This is a genomic window from Burkholderiaceae bacterium, from assembly GCA_024235995.1.
Classification (GTDB): domain Bacteria; phylum Pseudomonadota; class Gammaproteobacteria; order Burkholderiales; family Burkholderiaceae_C; genus Ottowia.
Map to the genome: position 1 here is coordinate 375662 of JACKLI010000001.1, position 16110 is coordinate 391771.

Here is a 16110-nt window from a genome sequence, read left to right on the forward strand (position 1 = left end):
TCATGCGCAGGCCCGTGCGGGCCCCTCGCACCTTCTTTCAACGAAGCAACCCACCCGCGCGCGGACGGGCTTTACCGGGGCGATACACACCCGGCATGGCGCATGGCTGGCTAGGCCAGGTACGAGGTCAGCACCACGTCGGCGGCCTGCGCGCGCAGCGGCAGCAGCGCCTGGTACGCGTCGGAGCGAAACCATCGCTCGGCCGTGGCCACATCGGCAAAACGGATCACCACGATGTCGGTGTAGGGCATCTGACCCGAGAACACCGCCACGTTCTGGCCGCGAAACACCAGCTCGGCGCCCCAGGGCGCCAGCGTGGCCGGCACCCGCGCCTGGTACTGCTGCCACTTGTCGGCGTCCTTGACGGTGATGTGACCGACCACATAGGCTTGGCTCATGGGCTTTCCTTTCGGCGGCACGTTCAGGTGCGCAGCGGCAAGGCCGTGCCGATGAGCACGAAGATGCCGCCGCACACGCGGTTGAAGCGCCGCCCCACACGGGTCAGCCAGGGACTGATGCGGTGCGCCGCGCTGGCCAGGGCGAACTCGGTTGCAAGCTCGGTGGCGGCAAAGGTGCCTGCCAGCACCGCAAACTGCAGCAGCAGGCTGTGTTGCGCGTCGATGAACTGCGGCAGGAAGGCGGTAAAGAACAGCAGCGCCTTGGGGTTGGTGGCCGCCGACAACACCCCCTGTCGGAACAGAGCCCCGCCGCGGGCCTGCACCGGCGCCGTTCCCGCGGCCATCGTCACTGGCGGCGAGCGCCACACCTGAATGCCCAGCCACACCAGATAGGCGCCACCCACCCACTTGAGCACCGTCAACCACACGACCGACGAGCGAATCAGCGCACCGATGCCGAACATCGACAGCGCGATCACGGCCACGAATCCCAACACCCCGCCGGCGATGGTGAACAAGGTCTTGCGCCGGCCGTGCATGGCCCCGTGCGTGAGCGCCAACAGCCCGTTCGGCCCGGGCGAAAGCGACAAGCCGATGGAGGCCAGCAGGTAGATGAGCCAAGTGTCGAATGCCATGCCGAAGCTCTTAAAAAAACGTTTAACCCCACCACTGTACCGCCGCCGCTGCCACTCAGCTTCTGAACGGCCCAAAAAAAACGCCCCACCTTCATCGGGTGGGGCGTTTTTGGCTGTAGAAGCCTGACGATGTCCTACTTTCACACGGGAGTCCGCACTATCATTGGCGCTAAGGCGTTTCACGGTCCTGTTCGGGATGGGAAGGAGTGGTACCACCTTGCTATGGTCATCAGGCATAACGGGTTGCCGGACAGCTTTTGGGGCTGGACGGCGAATTCATAGAGGTCGAATCGGTTTTTGTTTTGCGTCACATGGCACAACAGTTTTGATCGGGCCGATCAAAATTATAGGGTCAAGCCGCACGAGCAATTAGTACTGGTTAGCTCAGAGCATTGCTGCCCTTGCACACCCAGCCTATCAACGTCCTGGTCTAGAACGACTCTTGAGGGGGCTCAAGGCCCCGGCAGATCTCATCTTGAAACGAGTTTCCCGCTTAGATGCTTTCAGCGGTTATCTCTTCCGCACTTAGCTACCCTGCGATGCCACGGGCGTGACAACAGGTACACCAGGGGTGCGTCCACTCCGGTCCTCTCGTACTAGGAGCAGGCTTTCTCAAATCTGCAGCGCCCACGGAAGATAGGGACCAAACTGTCTCACGACGTTTTGAACCCAGCTCACGTACCTCTTTAAATGGCGAACAGCCATACCCTTGGGACCGACTACAGCCCCAGGATGAGATGAGCCGACATCGAGGTGCCAAACACCGCCGTCGATATGAACTCTTGGGCGGTATCAGCCTGTTATCCCCAGAGTACCTTTTATCCGTTGAGCGATGGCCCTTCCATACAGAACCACCGGATCACTATGTCCTGCTTTCGCATCTGCTCGACTTGTCAGTCTCGCAGTTAAGCACGCTTATGCCATTGCACTATCGTCACGATGTCCGACCGTAACTAGCGTACCTTCGAACTCCTCCGTTACGCTTTGGGAGGAGACCGCCCCAGTCAAACTGCCTACCATGCACTGTCCCCGATCCCGATAAGGGACCCAGGTTAGAACCTCAAACGCACCAGGGTGGTATTTCAACGTTGGCTCCATGCGATCTAGCGACCGCACTTCAAAGCCTCCCACCTATCCTACACAGATCCGTTCAAAGTCCAATACAAAGCTACAGTAAAGGTTCATGGGGTCTTTCCGTCTTTCCGCGGGGAGATTGCATCATCACAAACATTTCAACTTCGCTGAGTCTCTGGAGGAGACAGCGTGGCCATCGTTACGCCATTCGTGCAGGTCGGAACTTACCCGACAAGGAATTTCGCTACCTTAGGACCGTTATAGTTACGGCCGCCGTTTACTGGGACTTCGATCAAGAGCTTGCACCCCATCAATTAATCTTCCAGCACCGGGCAGGCGTCACACCCTATACGTCCACTTTCGTGTTTGCAGAGTGCTGTGTTTTTGATAAACAGTCGCAGCCACCTATTTATTGCAACCCTTTCATGCTCAGATGTTCTCATCACACTACTTGGGCACACCTTCTTCCGAAGTTACGGTGTCAATTTGCCGAGTTCCTTCTCCAGAGTTCTCTCAAGCGCCTTAGAATACTCATCTCGCGCACCAGTGTCGGTTTGCGGTACGGTCGTGTACAGCTGAAGCTTAGTGGCTTTTCCTGGAACCCCGTTCAGTCACTTCACGAGCAAGCTCGCTCGATGGGCAGCCTCGGTATATGGCGCGCGGATTTGCCTACGCGCCGCCTACATCTGCCCAAACCAGAATCCAATAACTGGATGACCTATTAGGATCCGTCCCCACATCGCACTGCACATCGGTACAGGAATATTGACCTGTTTCCCATCAGCTACGCATCTCTGCCTCACCTTAGGGGCCGACTCACTCTACGCCGATGAACGTTGCGTAGAAAACCTTGCGCTTACGGCGAGGAGGCTTTTCACCCCCTTTAACGCTACTCATGTCAGCATTCGCACTTCTGATACCTCCAGCAGCCTTTACAAGCCACCTTCACAGGCTTACAGAACGCTCTCCTACCACGCACATTACTGTGCATCCGCAGCTTCGGTAACTGGCTTAGCCCCGTTACATCTTCCGCGCAGGACGACTCGATCAGTGAGCTATTACGCTTTCTTTAAATGATGGCTGCTTCTAAGCCAACATCCTGACTGTTTTAGCCTTCCCACTTCGTTTCCCACTTAGCCAATTTTAGGGACCTTAGCTGGCGGTCTGGGTTGTTTCCCTCTTGTGTCCGGACGTTAGCACCCGGTGCACTGTCTCCCAAGCTGTACTCTGCGGTATTCGGAGTTTGCCTTGGTTTGGTAAGTCGCCATGACCCCCTAGCCAAAACAGTGCTCTACCCCCGCAGGTAATACTTGAGGCACTACCTAAATAGTTTTCGGAGAGAACCAGCTATTTCCAAGTTTGTTTAGCCTTTCACCCCTATCCACAGCTCATCCCCTGGTTTTGCAACACCAGTGGGTTCGGACCTCCAGTACCTGTTACGGCACCTTCATCCTGGCCATGGATAGATCACTTGGTTTCGGGTCTACACCCAGCGACTGAACGCCCTATTCGGACTCGATTTCTCTTCGGCTTCCCTATTCGGTTAACCTTGCCACTGAATGTAAGTCGCTGACCCATTATACAAAAGGTACGCCGTCACCCCTTGCGAGGCTCCGACTTTTTGTAAGCATGCGGTTTCAGGATCTATTTCACTCCCCTCCCGGGGTTCTTTTCGCCTTTCCCTCACGGTACTAGTTCACTATCGGTCGATGATGAGTATTTAGCCTTGGAGGATGGTCCCCCCATGTTCAGACAGGATTACACGTGTCCCGCCCTACTTGTCTCTAGCCTGGTACCACACGTCCGCTTTCGCATACAGGACTATCACCTGCTGTGGTCAAGCTTTCCAGCTTGTTTTGCTAACGGTCGTGCTATCACTAGAAGGCTTCTCCGATTTCGCTCGCCACTACTTTCGGAATCTCGGTTGATGTCTTTTCCTCGAGCTACTGAGATGTTTCAGTTCACCCGGTTCGCCTCCTGCAGCTATGTATTCACTGCAGGATACCTTTCGGTGGGTTTCCCCATTCGGATATCTCCGGATCAAAGCTCATTTGCCAGCTCCCCGAAGCTTTTCGCAGGCTATCACGTCCTTCGTCGCCTATCATCGCCAAGGCATCCACCACATGCTCTTAGTCACTTGACCCTATAACTTTGACGTTTCTCACGAAACCAAAGCCTATCAAGGACTTGCCAGGTCTTTCACCTGACGCGTTATGCCGTAATCGAGCTTTCGCTCGGATTACTCGAATACAACTCGCGTTGAATTCGTTTGTGACGCAATCAAAAATTGTTGCCGACGGCACGGTGGACTCAATCTTGACGATTGCGCCCTTTCCGTCGACAACGCTGATTCGACTCTATGAATTGTTAAAGAACAGCCGGAGACCTTGCGGCCTCATCTATTGGCAAATGCCAATATCAAAGCACCCGTTTCCTGATGCTTTGATATTGAAATCTTGGTGGAGGATGACGGGATCGAACCGACGACCCCCTGCTTGCAAAGCAGGTGCTCTCCCAGCTGAGCTAATCCCCCTCCGATCTCTGCTGGAGGAAATGGTGGGTCTGGTTGGTCTCGAACCAACGACCCCCGCCTTATCAAGACGGTGCTCTAACCAACTGAGCTACAGACCCAAGTCGGTCAACCGCGGGCCTTGTTCTTGCCCGGACCGCTGGCGACACCTTCCAACAACCGATAAGTGTGGACGTTTGAGCTTGTCTTGCTTTTCTTCCAGAAAGGAGGTGATCCAGCCGCACCTTCCGATACGGCTACCTTGTTACGACTTCACCCCAGTCACGAACCCTGCCGTGGTAATCGCCCCCCTTGCGGTTAGGCTAACTACTTCTGGCAGAACCCGCTCCCATGGTGTGACGGGCGGTGTGTACAAGACCCGGGAACGTATTCACCGTGACATGCTGATCCACGATTACTAGCGATTCCGACTTCACGCAGTCGAGTTGCAGACTGCGATCCGGACTACGACTGGCTTTATGGGATTGGCTCCCCCTCGCGGGTTGGCAACCCTTTGTACCAGCCATTGTATGACGTGTGTAGCCCCACCTATAAGGGCCATGAGGACTTGACGTCATCCCCACCTTCCTCCGGTTTGTCACCGGCAGTCCCATTAGAGTGCCCTTTCGTAGCAACTAATGGCAAGGGTTGCGCTCGTTGCGGGACTTAACCCAACATCTCACGACACGAGCTGACGACAGCCATGCAGCACCTGTGTTACGGCTCTCTTTCGAGCACTCCTGCGTCTCTGCAGGATTCCGTACATGTCAAAGGTGGGTAAGGTTTTTCGCGTTGCATCGAATTAAACCACATCATCCACCGCTTGTGCGGGTCCCCGTCAATTCCTTTGAGTTTTAACCTTGCGGCCGTACTCCCCAGGCGGTCAACTTCACGCGTTAGCTTCGTTACTGAGTCAGTGAAGACCCAACAACCAGTTGACATCGTTTAGGGCGTGGACTACCAGGGTATCTAATCCTGTTTGCTCCCCACGCTTTCGTGCATGAGCGTCAGTGCAGGCCCAGGGGATTGCCTTCGCCATCGGTGTTCCTCCGCATATCTACGCATTTCACTGCTACACGCGGAATTCCATCCCCCTCTGCCGCACTCCAGCTTTGCAGTCACAAAGGCCGTTCCCAGGTTGAGCCCGGGGATTTCACCTCTGTCTTACAAAACCGCCTGCGCACGCTTTACGCCCAGTAATTCCGATTAACGCTTGCACCCTACGTATTACCGCGGCTGCTGGCACGTAGTTAGCCGGTGCTTATTCTTACGGTACCGTCATATGCCCCCTGTATTAGAGAGAGCCCTTTCGTTCCGTACAAAAGCAGTTTACAACCCGAAGGCCTTCGTCCTGCACGCGGAATGGCTGGATCAGGCTTGCGCCCATTGTCCAAAATTCCCCACTGCTGCCTCCCGTAGGAGTCTGGGCCGTGTCTCAGTCCCAGTGTGGCTGATCATCCTCTCAGACCAGCTACAGATCGCAGGCTTGGTAAGCCTTTACCCCACCAACTACCTAATCTGCCATCGGCCGCTCCAAACGCGTGAGGCCTTGCGGTCCCCCACTTTCATCCTCAGATCACATGCGGTATTAATCCGGCTTTCGCCGGGCTATCCCCCACGTCTGGGCACGTTCCGATGTGTTACTCACCCGTTCGCCGCTCGCCGCCAGGTTGCCCCGCGCTGCCGCTCGACTTGCATGTGTAAAGCATTCCGCCAGCGTTCAATCTGAGCCAGGATCAAACTCTACAGTTCGATCTTGTTAAATTTATACTCTCTCGAGTCACTCATTTAAACGGAATTGAAGTGAACTTCACTTCTATCTTCATGAGCGTTTGTTTTAGTCCTGAACAGAACTTGGCAAGTCGCCTTCAAACGCCCACGCTTATCGGCTGTATCTTGTTAAAGATCACTCGCAAAATTCTTCATCTTGCGCAAACTCCGCTGCGATCAGCGAAGCCTTGAATTATCACTCGATCTTCAATAACCTGTCAACACCTGTGGTTATTGACCTTCCTGCGCTGCCCTGAGGCGGTGCTCGAAAGAGCGAAGGGCGGATTATGCCACAGCGCGCTGGCGCGGGTCGACCAAGCACCTCTGGGCTTCGATGGGAGGGCTACCCATTCAGGCGACCTGGCCGTCCTGCCGCCGGCGGGCGAAGTCGACGTACCAGGCCAGCGAACCCGGATTGGCCATCGCCTCCCGGTTGACCACCTTGTCGATGGGCTGGCCCAGCAGCAGCTTCTTGATGGGCAGCTCCTGCTTCTTGCCCGACAGGGTGCGCGGGATCTCGGGCACCTGGAAGATGGCATTGGGCACGAAGCGCGGGCTGAGCGCCTGCCGGATGGCGTCGTTGATGCGCTTCTTGAGGCCATCGTCCAGCGCCACGCCGGGGCGCAGCACGACGAACAGGGGCATGTAGCTTTCACGGCCCAGGTATTCCAGGTCGACCACCATGGAGTCGAGCACCTCGGGCAGGGCTTCGACGGCACTGTAGATCTCACTGGTGCCCATGCGCAGGCCCTGGCGGTTGATGGTGGCGTCCGAGCGGCCGAAGATGACGCACCATTCGCCCTGGCCGCGCTCGTCGCCCACGCGCAGCCAGTCGCCGTGGCGCCACACGCTGCCGGCGCTGGCGTCCAGGTCGCCGCCGCCGGGCTTGCGGCCGTGGCCGGGCGGGTACATCTCGAAGTAACTGGCCAGGTAGCGGGCGTTGCCGGGGTCGTTCCAGAAATACAGCGGCATGGACGGGATGGGCTGGGTGCAGACCAGCTCGCCGACCTGGCCGACGACGGGCTCGCCCGCCTCGTTCCAGGCTTCGACCGCCGCGCCCAGCATGCGGCACTGCATCACGCCGGGCTGCTGCGGCAGCTCGGGCGTGCCGCCGATGAAACCGCCGGCAAAGTCGGTGCCGCCGGAGATGTTCATCCACCAGATTTCGCCCCCACGCTGCGCGACTGCGTCTGCTGCGCTGGCCCCCAAGGGGGCCCAACCCGCCTTGGGACGGCCCGGCGGCGGGTTGCCGCTCTTGATTTCGGCGATGCGCTTGAACTGGTCGGTGCCCCACTGCTGCACCTCGGGCGACAGGGGCGAGCCGGTGGTGCCCAGGGCGCGGATGCGCGACAGGTCGCCGCATTGCGCCAGGTCGACCCCGGCCTTGGCGCAGCCGGCATAGAACGCCGCGCCCGAGCCCAGGTACGTGACGCCGTGGCGCGCGGCAAAGCGCCACAGCGTGGTCCAGTCGGGCGCGTCGCGCGGCCCGCCCGGGCTACCGTTGAAGATGACGCAGGTGGTGCCCGAGAGCAGCCCGGAGGTCTGCGAGTTCCACATGATCCAGCCGGTGGAGCTGTACCAGTGGAAACGCTCGCCGAAGTTGTTGGGGCGATAGCTGCACCCGACGTCCATGTGCAGCCCGCTGGCCATGGCCACCAGCACGATGCCGCCGTGCGAGTGCACGATGGGCTTGGGCAGGCCGGTGGTGCCGCTGGAGTAGACGATCCACAGCGGATGGTCGAACGGCAGCCACAGCGGCTCGAAGGCCGCAGTTTCGGCATCGTTCAGGGCCGTAGCCCGCATCCAATCTGCGCCGTCAGCTATCGATTCGGAAGCGGCCGGATGATGCAGCACGACCAGGTGCCGCACGCTGGGCAGCTTGGCGCGCAGCTCCTGCACCACCGCGCTGCGGTCGATGTCGCGGCCGGCCCAGCTGACGCCGTCGGCGGCGATCAGCACCGCCGGCTCGATCTGGCTGAAGCGGTCGAGCACGGCGTTGGTGCCCATGTCGGGCGCGCACACGCTCCACACCGCGCCGATGCTGACGACGGCAAGGAAGGCGACGATGGTCTCGGGCACGTTGGGCAGGTAGGCCGCCACGCGGTCGCCCGGCCGCACGCCCTGCGCCTTCAGGTGCAGCGCCAGCGACGCCACCTGGCGCCGCAGCTCGGGCCAGCTCAGCTCGCGCGCCTGGCCCTTCTCGTCGTCGCTGACGATGGCCGGCAGGCCGGCGGCGTGCGCCGCATCGACGTGGCGAAACACCTGGTGCGCGTAGTTGGCCTGCGCGCCCGGAAACCACTGGGCGCCCGGCATGACGTTGCGGCCCAGCACCGCCGTGTGCGGGGTGGGCGAGCGCAGCTCGAAGTAGTCCCAGATGCTTTGCCAGAACGCATCCAGCTCGGTGGTGGACCAGCGCCACAGCGCGTGGTAGTCGGCAAACGACAGGCCGCGCTGCTCACGCAGCCAGTCCTGGTACAGGCGGATCTGGGGCACGTTGGGCGCGAGGCCCGCGGGGGTGGCAGGGGTCGGCAGAGTCATGCCGGAATTATTGACCTGCCGGGCGCGCGCCGGAACGTTCGCAGGCGGCATTTGGATCAGGGTTTGTACGATTGTTCAAGTGAATTGAACAACTGTTCAATACCACCTCATGCTCACCCCCGTGGCCCGCCCTGCCGGCGGCGCAAACGCTCCCGCCGTCGCGGCGCGCCCCGACCGCAAGGCGGCCATCCTGCTGGCCGCCGAAAGGCTGTTTGCCCAGCACGGCTACCACGCGGTCTCGATCCGCCAGATCGCCGCCGAGGCCGGCGTGCCCCTGGCCCTGGTGGGTTATTACCACGGCGCCAAGCACGAGCTGTTCCACGCCATCTTCGCGCACTGGCAGCCCACCATCGACCAGCGCCTGGCGCTGCTGGGCGCGGTGATGAACGGCGCCGAGCCGCCCACGCTGCGCCGCGTGACGCAGGCCTTCGTCGAGCCCGTGCTGGCCCTGCGCGCCAGCCCCGAGGGCGAGTACTACGCCATGCTGGTGGCGCGCGAGCTGCAGTACCGCACGCCCGGCACCGACCGCGTGCTGGCCGAGATGTTCGACCCGATGGCGCACGCCTTCATCGACGCGCTGCACCAGCTGCGTCCGCGCCAGCCGCGCGCACGCGCGGCCTGGGCCTACCAGTTCGCCATGGGCGCGCTGCTGCACCACCTGACGGACTACCGCATCGAGCGCCTGTCCCACGGCAAGAACCCGCCCAACGATGCGGCCGCCGCGCCGCTGCTGATCGATTTCATCACCGCCGGCATCGAAGCCGCCCTGCCATCGCCCTGACCCCGAGGAGACCCGACCATGATGACCCGCCGCCTGATCGCCGCCGCCGCCCTGCTGGCCGCCGCCGGCCTGAGCGCCCCCGCGCACGCCCAGCAGACCATCCGCCTGACGGCCGCCGCCGGCCACCCGCCGGTGTTCCTGTGGGTCAAGCTGGTGGACGAGTTCTTCATCCCCGAGGTGGACAAGCGCCTGGCCGCCGCGGGCAACCAGTACAAGGTCGAATGGACCAAGGCCTGGGGCGGCACGCTGATCAAGCTGGGCGCCGAGTCCAAGGGCATCGCCGACGGCGTGGCCGACCTGGGCTTCGTCAGCACCATCTTCGAGGCGGCGCGGTTCCCCAGCCAGAACGTGAGCTACTACGCGCCCTTCGGCACCGACGACATCGGCGTGGTGACGCAGGTGGTCAACGGCATGCAGGACCGCATCCCCGCGATGGGCCAGGCCTGGAGCAAGAACAACCTGACCTACCTGGGCGGCGCGGCGCTGGACGCCTACCACATCTGGACCAATTTCCCGATCCATTCGGTGGACGACCTCAAGGGCAAGAAGATCACCGCGCCCGGCCCGGCGGCCAACTGGATCAAGGACACCGGCGCGGTGGCCGTGGCGGGCAACCTGAACACCTATTACGAGGACATCAAGTCCGGCGTGTCCAACGGCGTCATCACCTTCGCCACCGGCGCCTGGGGCGCCAAGGTGCACGAGGTGGCGCCCTACATCACCAAGGTCAACTTCGGCGCGCAGTACGCCGGCGGCCTGGCGATCAACAAGAAGCGCTTCGACAAGCTGCCGCCCGAGGTGCAGAAGGTGCTGCGCGAGGTGGGCGCCGAGTACAGCCAGCGCTTCGCCACCGCGCAGGCCGCCGCCGCCGCGGGCCTGCTCAAGAAGATGGAGGAAGCCGGCGCCAAGGTGAGCGAGCTGCCCGCCGCCGAGCGCACGCGCTGGGCCGACACGCTGCCGCCGATCGCCAAGACCTGGGCCGCCGACCTGCAGGCCAAGGGCCTGCCGGGCGACCAGGTGCTGCACGGCTTCATGGACGGGCTGAAGAAGGCCGGCGCGCACCCCGCGCGCGACTGGGCTGTCAAGTAAAACGCGCGCCATGGCCACGCCTGCTGTGTCCACGCCGCCCGACTCCTACGGCCTGCCGCTGCCCGGGGGCTTTCAGCGCCTGACGCGGCTGCTCAACGCCATCGGCACGCTGTGGATCGTGGCGCTGATGCTGCTGATCAACAGCGACGTGCTGGGGCGCGAGCTGCTCGGCGCGCCGGTGCGCGGCGTGACCGAGCTGGTGTCGCTGTCCATCGTCGGCATCGTCTTCCTGCAGCTGGCCGACACCCTGGCCAGCGGCCGCATGACGCGCGCCGACGTGCTGCTGGACCGGCTCAAGCGCACCACGCCCTGGCTGGCGGCGGCGCTGCAGGCGCTCTACCACCTCGTCGGCGCGCTGCTGATGGGCGTGATCCTGTGGGCCGCGTGGGAGCCGCTGGTCGAATCCATCCGCATCCAGGAATACGTCGGCGCGCTGGGCGACTTCACCGCGCCGGTGTGGCCGGTGCGCCTGATCATGCTGGTGGGCATGGTGGCCACGCTGCTCACCTTCGTGCTGCTGGCGTGGCTGGATGTGCGGCGCATGCAGGCGCTGCGGAGGACGTTATGAGTCCCACCGTCGTCGCCGGCCTGTCGCTGCTGGCCATGCTGGGCCTGATCTGGGCCGGCATGCACGTGGCCGTGGTGCTGGCGGTGGTCTCGTTCGCCGGCGTGTGGCTGATCCGCGGCGACTGGGAGGTGGCGGCCAACCTGCTGGCGCAGGCCAGCCAGGACGCCATCGCCAGCCACATCTTTGGCGTGGTGCCGCTGTTCGTGCTGACGGGCTTTCTGGTGGCGATCGCCGACGTCGGCAAGGACGCGTTCGAGGTCGCCAACCAGGTGCTGCGCCGCCTGCGCGGCGGGCTGGGCATCGCCACCGTGGCGTCGAACGCGGTGTTCGCGGCCATCACCGGCATCTCGATCGCCTCGGCCGCGGTGTTCACGCGCGTGGCGGTGCCCGAGATGCTGCGCTTCGGTTACCACCCGCGCTTTGCCGTGGGCGTGGTGGCGAGCTCGTCGGTTCTGGGCATGCTGATTCCGCCCAGCCTGCTGATGATCCTGTACGGCTTCCTGGCCAACCAGTCGGTGGGCGATCTGTTCACCGCCGGCATCGTGCCCGGCCTGGTGCTGGCGCTGGCCTACTCGGTGGGCATCGTGCTCATGGCCACGCTGTGGCCGCGCTCGGTGTACGACAACGGCGTGCCGCAACCCGTGGCGCACGAGGCGCTGATGCCCGCCGGCACGCTGCTGCTGAAGCTGCTGCCCAGCGTGCTGCTGATCGCCGCGGTGCTGGGCGGCCTGTACGCGGGCTTCTTCACCGCCACCGAGGCCGGCGCCACCGGCGCGGCGGTGGCGCTGGCCATCGCCTTCGCGCGGCGCAGGCTCACGCTCCAGTCGCTGTGGAGCGTGCTGGTGGAGACCGGGCACGTGACGGTGTCGGTGAGCTTTCTCATCATCTGCGCCACCATCTACACACGCATGCTGGCGATGTCGGGGCTGCCGCAGTTCCTGGTGGAGTGGATGACGCAGCTGGGCCTGGGGCCGACGGGCTTTCTGTTCATCTACGTCGGCTTCGCGATCGGGCTGGGCACCATCATCGACTCGTCCTCCATCCTGCTCATCATGCTGCCGCTGATGCTGCCGATCGCCGAGCAGCTGGGCCTGAACCTGATCTGGTTCGGCGTGGTCACCGTGGTGGCGGTGGAGATCGGGCTGCTCACGCCGCCGTTCGGCCTGTCGGTGTTCGTCATCAAGAGCACGCTGCAGGACCAGCGCATCACGCTGGGCGACATCTTCCGCGGCACGGCGCCGTTCACCGTGATGATGTTCCTGGTGCTGCTGCTCTTGATCTTCGTGCCGCAGCTGAGCCTGGTGCTGCTCAAACCTGTCGGAGGCTGAAACGATGCCCAACAACCCCCTGCAAGGCTTCACCGTCGATCGCGCGCAGGTCCACGCCATAGGCCACGACCTGCAGCGCCCCGAGTGCATCCTGGCCGAGCGCGACGGCACGCTGTGGGCCGCCGACGCGCGCGGCGGCGTGACGCGCATCGCGCCGGACGCCACGCAGCGCTTCATCGGCCAGCGCGCCGACGCGCGCTTCGAGAGCGCGGCGGCCGCCAGCAGCGCGGAGCTGGAGCACAAGTACACCACCGGCACCCTGCCCAACGGCCTGGCCTTTGCCGCCAATGGCGACCTGCTGATCAGCAACTTCGGCACCGACTGCCTGGAGCGCATGACCCGCGAGGGCGAGACGCGCGTGCTGTACGACCGGATCGACGGCCAACCCATCGGCAAGGTCAACTTCGTGCTGCGCGACCGCAAGGACCGCATCTGGATCACCGTCTCCACCCGCGTCAACCCGTGGACGCAGGCGGCCAGCTCGCGCGTGCAAGACGGCTACGTCGCGGTGGTGGACGAGCGCGGCCTGCGCGTGGTGGCCGACGGCTTTTTCTTCACCAACGAGATCCGGCTGGATGCCAGGGAGGAGTGGCTGTACATCGTCGAGACCACCGGCCCGCACATCACGCGCATGCGCCTGCACGAAGGCGCGCAGGGCGTCGAGCTGCGGGACCGCGAGGTCTTCGGCCCCACGCACCTGGGCGGCTTTCCGGACGGCATCGCCTTCGACACGTTCGGCAACCTGTGGTGCACGCTGGTGATGGTGGACCAGCTCATCGCGCTCACGCCGCAGGGCGACAGGCTGCTGCTGCTCGACGACGGCGAGCCGGCCGCGTCCAGGCGGCTGCTGGAGCACATGGCCGCCGGCACGGTGACCAGCGAAGACATGCTGGCCGCGCGCGGCAACCTCGCGCCGTGGCTGGCCAGCATCACCTTCGGCGGGCCGGATTTGCGCACTGTCTACCTCGGCAGCCTGATGGGCAGCACCATCCCCTACTTCCGCAGCCCGGTGGCCGGGCTGCCCATGGTCCACTGGAAATAAAGGAGCCTCTGTCATGGCACGCCAATTCATCGACCTGTCGATCTACCTGGAAAACGACGTCATCTCCGACCCGCCGGCCTTCGCGCCCAAGATCCAGTACTTCAACCACCAGAACTCGTTCGAGCAGATGGCGCCGTTCTTCCCGGGCCTCAAGCAGCAAGACCTGCCCGACGGCGAGGTCTGGGCGGTGGAGATGGTGCAGCTGTCGACCCACAACGGCACGCACCTGGATGCGCCCTATCACTTCCACAGCACCATGGACAAGGCGCTGGGCGAAAAGAAAAAAGCCTGGACCATCGACGAGGTACCGCTGGAGTGGTGCTTCCAGCCCGGCGTGAAGCTGGACTTCCGCCACTTCGGCGACGGCTACGTCGTCACCGCGCAGGACGTCGAGGCCGAGCTGGCGCGCATCGGCCACACCCTGCAGCCGCTGGAGATCGTGGTCGTCAACACCCGCGCCGGCAGCCGCTACGGCCAGAGCGACTACGTCAGCGCCGGCTGCGGCATGGGCTACGAGGCGACGATGTATCTGCTGGAGCGTGGCGTGCGCCTGACCGGCACCGACGCCTGGAGCTGGGACGCGCCCTTCGTGCACACCGCGCAGAAGTACGCCCAGACGCACGACGCCAGCCTGATCTGGGAAGGCCACAAGGCCGGGCGCGACATCGGCTACTGCCACCTGGAAAAGCTGCACAAGCTGGAGGCGCTGCCGGCCGATGGTTTTTACATCAGCTGCTTCCCGCACAAGATCCGCGGCGCCTCCGCCGGCTGGACGCGCGCGGTGGCGATCTTCGACGACGCTCTGCTGCCACGCTGAAATTCAAGCCAAATCAGCCTGTAGCCCGCATCCACAAATCGAAGGTAGCTATCAATTCCATTGCACCCCTGCTCCATCACACCCGCGACCCCGCTCCACGCAGCTGGTTGGCCGCGACCAACGCCTCCGGCTGACTCCCTCATCCAGAACCTTCCGCTCGCCGGGCTGCGCCACAGTGAGGAAGTAACGCTCGGCCCGCGTCCATCCGTGCGCGCGACTGGAAGCAAACAAGGATGGACGGTGCCATTGGGAATCGTTTGCTCCCATCCGCCGATCGCGTCAGAACCCTTGACCTCTGAAGCTTGCCAACCCAGCACGCCTTTCGACTTTCGGATGGCGAAAGACGGTTTTCGGATAGCACATCGGTACACACCCATGCACGATCACGGCTGTACGGCCCCATGTTGAACCCATTCAACAGGCTGTCGGCAGCAGACAAGTTGATGGCAGGGCCCACGGCCTGGTCAGCACATGAAGTCCTGGTATTTCGAAGCGACATCAACAAAATCAAACCTTCACCCAGCTGACTCAGACCGCTGCAATGAACTCCCCCCTGTCAAACTCTCGTCTCCCAGTGGCGCTGCTGGAGCGAGCCCTGGTGTGGGAAAGCGCCGTCGGCTGGACGCCTGAATGCCTGGCCGAAGGCCCGCAGATGCTCGAACGCTTCCTGGCCAGCGGCTTTTCCTTTGTTTCGCTGACCATCGGCGCCGACTGGGACCGGCCCGAGCCGACGCTGCGGCATTTCGCTCAGCAGCGCCGCTGGCTCGAATCGCAAGCCCACCTGAGCGTGGTGGAAAGCGTGGCCGACATCCGCCGCGCAAAAACCGACGGCCGGCTGGGTGTGGGCTTTCACCTGCAGGGTGCGGGGCCGCTGGGCCACGACCCCGCGCTGCTCGCCACCTGGTATCGCCTGGGCGTGCGCTGGATCATTCCTGCCTACAACACGCGCAACCCGCTGGGCGACGGCTGCCACGAACCATCCGATGCCGGACTCTCGGTGCTGGGTCGCGCTTTCGTGACGCAAGCCAATCGCGTCGGCATGATGCTGGATGCGAGTCATGCAGGCATCAGGACCTCGCTGGACATCATCGAGCATTCCAGCAAGCCCGTGATCTTCTCGCACTCCAACGCACGCGCCATCAAGGACCACGAGCGCAACATCACCGATGAGCAAATCCGCGCGCTGGCTGCACGCGGGGGCGTGATGGGCGTCAACTCGATCGGTGCATTCGTGGCCAACGACAACCGTTCTGGCGTGCCGGCTCTGGTGCGTCACATCGACCACGTGGCACAACGCGTCGGCGCGCGACACGTGGGACTGGGCCTGGACGTGGTTTTCTATCAAGCCTTCATGACACAGCTCTACGACGCCAGCCCCATGATGGCGCAACGCGGCTACCCGCGCCCACCGTGGGCGGACGTGAAGCCCGAGGAGTTGCCCGAGCTGGTGGAAGCCCTTGTGCGTCTCGGCTACAGCGACGACGACATCCTTGGCGTACTCGGCGAGAACTTCCTGCGCGTTGCTGCCGAAAATTGGCTCGACGCCAGCGGCGACTGATCC

General features: G+C 62.9%; 10 protein-coding genes, 2 tRNA genes and 3 rRNA genes. 7 read left to right on the forward strand and 8 right to left on the reverse strand.

All coding sequences use genetic code 11. The features are described from left to right. Positions 1-110 precede the first annotated feature (110 nt). The 8 genes from H6927_01910 to H6927_01945 form a co-directional block, all read right to left on the reverse strand. Complete coding sequence (locus H6927_01910) at positions 111-398, reverse strand: DUF1330 domain-containing protein (GenBank protein MCP5216856.1); 288 nt, start codon at positions 396-398, stop codon at positions 111-113. Between the two features lie 23 nt (positions 399-421). After that, positions 422-1033, reverse strand: a complete 612-nt coding sequence (locus H6927_01915; GenBank protein ID MCP5216857.1) for a LysE family transporter — start codon at positions 1031-1033, stop codon at positions 422-424. A gap of 121 nt (positions 1034-1154) precedes the next feature. Beyond that, positions 1155-1267: ribosomal RNA gene (rrf, locus tag H6927_01920) — 5S ribosomal RNA — on the reverse strand. Between the two features lie 110 nt (positions 1268-1377). Beyond that, a 23S ribosomal RNA gene (locus H6927_01925) occupies positions 1378-4257 on the reverse strand. 307 nt (positions 4258-4564) lie between these two features. Next, positions 4565-4640: transfer RNA gene (locus H6927_01930), tRNA-Ala, on the reverse strand. Positions 4641-4661: 21 nt separating this feature from the next. Then, a tRNA-Ile gene (locus H6927_01935) sits at positions 4662-4738 on the reverse strand. A 98-nt stretch (positions 4739-4836) separates the two neighbouring features. Then, a 16S ribosomal RNA gene (locus H6927_01940) occupies positions 4837-6373 on the reverse strand. The 16S, 23S and 5S rRNA genes sit together here with 2 tRNA genes alongside, the layout of an rRNA operon. Positions 6374-6737: 364 nt before the next feature. Beyond that, positions 6738-8924: an acetoacetate--CoA ligase gene (locus H6927_01945; GenBank protein MCP5216858.1), complete on the reverse strand. Its 2187-nt coding sequence runs from the start codon at positions 8922-8924 to the stop codon at positions 6738-6740. Between the two features lie 109 nt (positions 8925-9033). Here H6927_01945 and H6927_01950 point away from each other — a divergent pair, with 109 nt between their 5' ends. The 7 genes from H6927_01950 (at position 9034) to H6927_01980 (ending at position 16107) form a co-directional block, all read left to right on the forward strand. Beyond that, complete coding sequence (locus H6927_01950; GenBank protein MCP5216859.1) at positions 9034-9705, forward strand: TetR family transcriptional regulator; 672 nt, start codon at positions 9034-9036, stop codon at positions 9703-9705. Between the two features lie 18 nt (positions 9706-9723). Further along, positions 9724-10794, forward strand: coding sequence for a C4-dicarboxylate TRAP transporter substrate-binding protein (locus tag H6927_01955; protein ID MCP5216860.1), 1071 nt, complete (start codon positions 9724-9726; stop codon positions 10792-10794). Between the two features lie 10 nt (positions 10795-10804). Continuing rightward, on the forward strand, positions 10805-11362 hold the full coding sequence (locus H6927_01960; GenBank protein ID MCP5216861.1) for a TRAP transporter small permease: 558 nt from the start codon (positions 10805-10807) through the stop codon (positions 11360-11362). After that, positions 11359-12690, forward strand: a complete 1332-nt coding sequence (locus H6927_01965) for a TRAP transporter large permease subunit (GenBank protein MCP5216862.1) — start codon at positions 11359-11361, stop codon at positions 12688-12690. The genes H6927_01960 and H6927_01965 overlap by 4 nt, the downstream gene beginning before the upstream one ends. Positions 12691-12694: 4 nt before the next feature. Next, positions 12695-13732, forward strand: a complete 1038-nt coding sequence (locus H6927_01970; GenBank protein MCP5216863.1) for an SMP-30/gluconolactonase/LRE family protein — start codon at positions 12695-12697, stop codon at positions 13730-13732. A 13-nt stretch (positions 13733-13745) separates the two neighbouring features. Next, a complete protein-coding gene (locus tag H6927_01975) occupies positions 13746-14549 on the forward strand; it encodes a cyclase family protein (GenBank protein ID MCP5216864.1) in 804 nt (267 codons plus the stop codon). Positions 14550-15123: 574 nt separating this feature from the next. Beyond that, positions 15124-16107, forward strand: coding sequence for a membrane dipeptidase (locus H6927_01980; GenBank protein ID MCP5216865.1), 984 nt, complete (start codon positions 15124-15126; stop codon positions 16105-16107). Positions 16108-16110 lie beyond the last annotated feature (3 nt).